Source organism: Occallatibacter sp., from assembly GCF_049802275.1.
Classification (GTDB): domain Bacteria; phylum Acidobacteriota; class Terriglobia; order Terriglobales; family Acidobacteriaceae; genus Telmatobacter.
The window spans coordinates 1-5676 of the sequence record NZ_JBARMD010000416.1; the positions used below are offsets into that span (position 1 = coordinate 1).

The following is a 5676-nucleotide window of genomic DNA, read 5'->3' on the forward strand; positions in this document are numbered from 1 at the left end:
TTCTTTTCCGGGTGGGGTGTGCGCACGCTCGTTAGCGGAGAGAGCCGATATAACCCCATGTCGTACCACAATGGGTCGATGTGGCCACACGACAACGCCTTGATCGCCTTCGGCGCATTGCGGAGAAGCCAGAAGGAACTCGCCTCGCGGATCACATCCGGATTGCTGGATCTCTCGTGCGAGGTGATGTTGCACCGCCTTCCCGAATTGATCTGTGGCTTCGGTCGGCGTCCCGGCAAAGGACCGACCCTTTACCCGGTAGCCTGCTCACCTCAGGCCTGGGCGGCAGGCTCCGTCTTCATGCTGCTGCAGGCCTGCCTCGGACTTGAGATTCGCGCGAGTGAGTCACGGATTTATCTGCATCACTCCGCTTTGCCGGATAAGCTGCAACAAATTCAGGTTAGCAATCTCAAGATCGGAAACGGTAGTGTCGATCTCTCGTTCGAGCGGTTCGCGGACTCGGTGAGTGTCAACATTATTCGACGCAGCGGTGACATCGAAATTGTAGCGATACGCTAGTTCTGATTTGCCGCTCGGCACCCATTGTTCGATAACGCGAATCGGCGCATTGAATTCAGTGACGTTCCTGATGCGTCATTTTGGATTTTTCGCTGCCTGCACCAGCATCTCCACGGGTGCCACGATCATGTCGCGCAGCACGGCCTGCGGCTTCTCCGCCATCTTTAACGTCTGCAAGTCGCTTTGTGTCGTCGCAGCTTCCGTTGCCCGATGTTTCTGAAGGTCATCAAGTGCGCGAAGCCCGATCGTTGAAACTTGCGACAAACTCTGCGACAGGGGTGCAAGCTCTGCGGTGATGTCGGAGTTCTTGAGCGAGGGCTGCAGTTTTGCATCGTTGTCGCGCCAGAGGGTCAACCATTTCGCGGCCATTTGGAATTGTTCCGGTGAACCATTGCCGGAGACAATCACAGCGACCAGATCTTTGAACTTGCGGGCGGTCTCACTCTCAGGCGGAATCGCATCCACCAAGTGGTTCAAAGGCGAGTGCCAGTCATACGCTTTCAGTGATTCCCGTTCATATCCCACCGGGGGCTGCACGACGCCCGCCAGCACTGCGAGATACTTCGGATCAGATTGGCTGCTCATGCGCTGGAGCATCGGACGGGTAAACGATTGGTGGTGCAAGCCATAAAACTCCAGCTTGTCTGAAATCACCGCCATTCGCGCATACATCGAGTTCACATCGCGCACATCCTGCGCAGACCACAACCGTTCTGCAATTGCGGCGGTGCGCGGCCAAATGCGGCTGTCGATGATCTCCGGAGTGACGAATTCACTCCACATCGCCGCTTCGCCGCCGAGCACGCGCTTCCTTTCTTCTGGCGACAGTGTTGCCCCATCGCCTGCCAGTGGATCGGCAAGGTAATGCTCGGCCGCCGACTGGTTTAAGTCGATGTAATAGCCCGTCGACAATAACCCGCGATTGCCTTGCCGCGCTGCCGCTGCCAGAGACTTGGGCCCGCGCCATGACTGAATCACCACATCCTTTGGAGTGTCGGGTCCCAGAACTTCGTCCCAGCCTTCCATGATGCGGTGGTGAGCCGCCACCAGCTTTTGCACGCGCGCGGTGAAGTACGATTGCAGCGCCGCATTGTCTTTCAAGCCGTGCGCGCTCATGAAAGCCTTGATCTGTGGGTTCGCGTCCCACTCCTTGCCGTTACACTCATCACCCCCGACATGGAAGTAGGCATCCGGGAAGATCGTCGTCATCTCGCCGACAAATCTGCCGAGGAATTCAAACGTGCTCTCCTTTGAAGGGTCCATGGCCGGATCGAAAATACCCCAATGGGTCTCGATTTTGTACGGCCCTTTTCCGCTTGCAAGATCGGGATAACCCACAAACCATGCAGTCGTGTGGCATGGAGTGTCGAACTCGGGCACGACGCGGATTCCGCGCTCGCGCGCATACTCCACAACTTCACGCATCTCGGCCTGCGTGTAAAAAAGGCCGTCGGAACCCTTGCCGGTCAGCAGAGGATATATTTTGCTCTCCGCGCGGAAACCCTGGTCGTCCGACAGGTGCCAGTGGAGGACATTCAGCTTTACCGCTTCCATCCCGTCGAGATTGCGCTCGATCACATCGAGAGGTTGAAAGTGCCGGCCCGCGTCAATCATCAACCCGCGCCATGGAAAGCGTGGCTCATCGTCAATCGTCACAACCGGCGCGCTGAAGCCATCCGGAGTAATCGTTACCAGTTGCAGAAACGTTTGCAGCCCGTGCATTGCTCCTAATGGATTCGGTGCCGTGAGCAGCGCGTGCGTCGGTGTAACTTCAAGGTGGTACGACTCGTTCTCTCCCAGTTGAAGGACTGGATCGTCAGCGCCCGCTGTTCTTACCGACAGCGTTGCCCTGCCAGCCGCCTCTTCATCGTGGAGCGGAATTCCAGTCTGATTCGAAAGAGTATTCAGAAATCGCTTGCGGGCCGACTCAAGCCGGGCATCCTTATATCCATCGAGGCCGATGGTGAAGGTGCCGTCAATCTTCAGTTGCCCCTGGCCTTGCGTCAGATGGAGTGGCACCGGCATCAGCGGAAGGGGTGTTGGATCCTGTGAGTAAAGCGCCGGAATTCCGAGGAATGTTGTTAAGCAGACGCTGAGAAAAATAGATAAGCGCATACGAACGCAAAACTCTCACACTCACCCCCCGATTGGCAAACAAACGGCAACCGAAAAATCGTCTGACCGATTCTACTGGTCGTCAGTTTCATCCTCCGGTGAAGCGTCGGCTCCTCTGGGCAGTCTGCGTGGATCGGGCTTGACGGTGACCGCCTGCGTTAATGTCTGCCCATCCACCGTGAGGCGCACTGTGTATTTGCCGGGCAACAATCCCACGACTCCACGCCCGGGTCGCATCGGCGCAGAACCGGGTTTGGCCGCTGGCGTTCCTGCCGGATGACACGCATCCTCAGGAGGCAAGGAAATTCTCCGCGCACCTCCGAACGCACGCGGCGCAACAACATTGAGCGCCACGCGATGCATGCCGGGCTCGGCTGAAGGAGGAGGTGCGGGCTCGACCCAATAAGCCTGCACATTGATCGCTTCGGTGTCGACCGGTTTCACCGGCGTGTCGCTGGCCAGGCATGCTGCAACATTGCCGCTTGCATCCACGAGTTCAATCTTCAGCGGACCGTTGGGCGCTGACCTCAGCCAGTAGTAGGCAACCACGCCCGCCGGCGGATTCGACTCCTGTGGTTCTTCCTGCGGCAGTGGAGTGCCATTCTGGCCGCCCTGGTGAATGGCGAACGATTCTCCTGGCGCGTACAAGAACGCCTTTGCAGCCGCAATCTCTTTGCCGCGACCTGCGATCTGGCGCAATACCGCCATCTGATCGAGCACCCAGAATCCGCGACCGAAGGTTGCCACGGCAAGATCGTCGCCATGCACAACAATGTCGCGAACCGAAGTGACGGGCATATTGAGCTGCAGCGGTTGCCAGTGGTCCCCGTCGTCGAAAGAGACATAAACGCGGAGTTCTGTGGCGGCATAGAGCAGGCCCTCTTGCTTCGTGTCCTCCTTCACTGAGTTCACAAACGCGCCATCCGGAATTCCATCCACGACGTTCTTCCAGTTTTTGCCGCCGTCATGAGTCCGGTAAATGTAAGGGCGATCGTCGGCCAAGCGATGGCGATCGACTGAGGCGTATGCGGTTTGGGCATCGAAATGACCTGCCTCAATCTGCGACAACTTGCTCCACGCACTCAATGGCGGCGGCGTCACATCCCGCCAGTGTGCGCCATCGTCGCGAGTCACGTGGATCAGCCCGTCGTCTGTGCCCACCCAAACCGTTTTGGCATCAAGCGGTGAAGGGCTTATGGTGTACACCACCCCAAAACGATCCGTCATCGACTCATCGATATCTTTTGCGGTAACCGGATCGAGCGTCTTCGGTATCTCCGGATGCAACCTCGTGAGATCCGGGCTGATCTTTGCCCATGTCTTGCCGCGGTCGCGCGTACGGAATACAAATTGATTGGAATAATAGAGTGCCTTGTCGGCTGGCGAAAACACCTGTGGAAGTGTCCACGTTCTGCGATTGGGATTTTTCGGATCGGCCGCAGGCAGCTCGCCTCCCGCTGGCGCGGGCAGGTTCAGCTCTTGATCGCAGCGCTGATCTCCATTGCCATACAGCAGTTTGCCATCATCGGGATCCGGTACAACCGTGCTGCTCTCGCCGGCCTCACAGATCGGCTCCCAGTTGCGGAAAGTGAGTATGCCCATGCGCGACCAGGTACTCACGCCAACCGCACCTGAATCCTGTTGTGCACCGTAAAGCCAGTAGGGGAAGCGATTGTCAGCGGCGATATGGTAGATCTGCGCAGTCGGCTGGTTGTACCAGGTGCTCCAGGTCTTCGCGCCATCAACGGAAACGACCGTGCCCTGGTCACTCGAAAGCACCATGCGGTTTCCGTCTTTGGGGTTGATCCAAAGCTGGTGGTAGTCATCTCCGCCCGGGGCGCCCTTCACGGGGACCCACGTCTTCCCCGCATCGAGGGTCATATAGGTTGCGGTATTGATGTCGTACGCACGATCGGGATTGGTGGGGTCGACGCTGATCTGGCCGAAGTACCATCCGCGCCCCCACAACCGCTGCTCGCTGTTGACTAATCTCCACGTCGCACCCGCATCGTCCGATATATAAATTCCTCCTGACGGTTTCGGCGTCGGCGTCTTCTCAGTATCCGGCACACTCCGGAACGACCGTGCGATTGCCGTCCCCAGGTTATCGAACACTGCGTACAACCGGTTCGAATTGCTAGGCGCAACGGCGATACCAATTTTGCCCACAAAGTCGTCGGCCGGAAGTCCTCCGGTTAGCTGATGCCACGTGTCGCCGCCATCGGTGGATTTGTACAGCCCCCCTCCCGGCATATTCGAGGGAGCATATACCGCCCACGGCGGCCGCCGCGTCGCCCATAGCGATGCGTAAATTATGCGCGGATTTTGCGGATCGAGCGCGAGGTCGACAGCGCCAACATCGTCAGGGTTCTTCGCGCCGGCAAGGATCTTGTTCCAATGCGCTCCGCCATCGATGGAGCGAAAAACGCCGCGCTCCGGATTCGGCTTGTAAACGTGTCCTAACGCCGCTACATATACCCGGTTCGGATCGGCAGGATCAACGACGATCTTTCCAATCTGGCGAGTCTCCGCGAGACCTATCGAATGCCAGGTCTTTCCCGCGTCCGATGATTTGAAGAGACCGATGCCATACGAATGCTGGCTCCGAATATCCGGCTCGCCCGTCCCGACATAAACAATATTGGGATCGGATGGAGCGACCGCGATGGCGCCGATTGAGCCTATCGGAATTCCAGTCTTGGGGTCGTCTGCAATGGGAAACCATGTTCGGCCGGAGTTCTCCGTCTTCCACATGCCGCCGCCAACCGAGCCCATGTAGAACGTATCGGGTTGCGCCGCATTTCCCGCGACCGCATACGTTCGGCCGCCGCGCATCGGTCCCACGTCGCGCCATTGAAGCCCGGAGAGCATTTCTGCGGGATACTGTTGAGCTGCTACCTGAAACGCAAATACGAAACAAAGCGACGCAACAAGATGGCGGCGACCGGCAGGCATGGCGGGGCTCCGAAGCATTCAGGATTTTTGGTTGCACGGCGGGGGAAACAATCAGATTGCAATTGAATGCGATTGTAATGGAAATGG

The 5676-nt window shown here is 57.9% G+C and carries 3 protein-coding genes; 1 reads left to right on the forward strand and 2 read right to left on the reverse strand.

Annotated elements, in window-relative coordinates; genetic code table 11:
• A partial coding sequence (locus WA354_RS14540) for an amylo-alpha-1,6-glucosidase (RefSeq protein WP_472813738.1) occupies positions 1 to 519 on the forward strand: 519 nt, incomplete at its 5' end.
• Between the two features lie 75 nt (positions 520 to 594).
• Here WA354_RS14540 and WA354_RS14545 read toward each other — a convergent pair.
• Together WA354_RS14545 and WA354_RS14550 are read right to left on the reverse strand one after the other, a co-directional pair.
• Positions 595 to 2634, reverse strand: a complete 2040-nt coding sequence (locus WA354_RS14545) for a beta-N-acetylhexosaminidase (protein WP_472813739.1) — start codon at positions 2632 to 2634, stop codon at positions 595 to 597.
• Positions 2635 to 2706: 72 nt separating this feature from the next.
• Positions 2707 to 5589: a VPS10 domain-containing protein gene (locus WA354_RS14550; protein ID WP_472813740.1), complete on the reverse strand. Its 2883-nt coding sequence runs from the start codon at positions 5587 to 5589 to the stop codon at positions 2707 to 2709.
• Positions 5590 to 5676 lie beyond the last annotated feature (87 nt).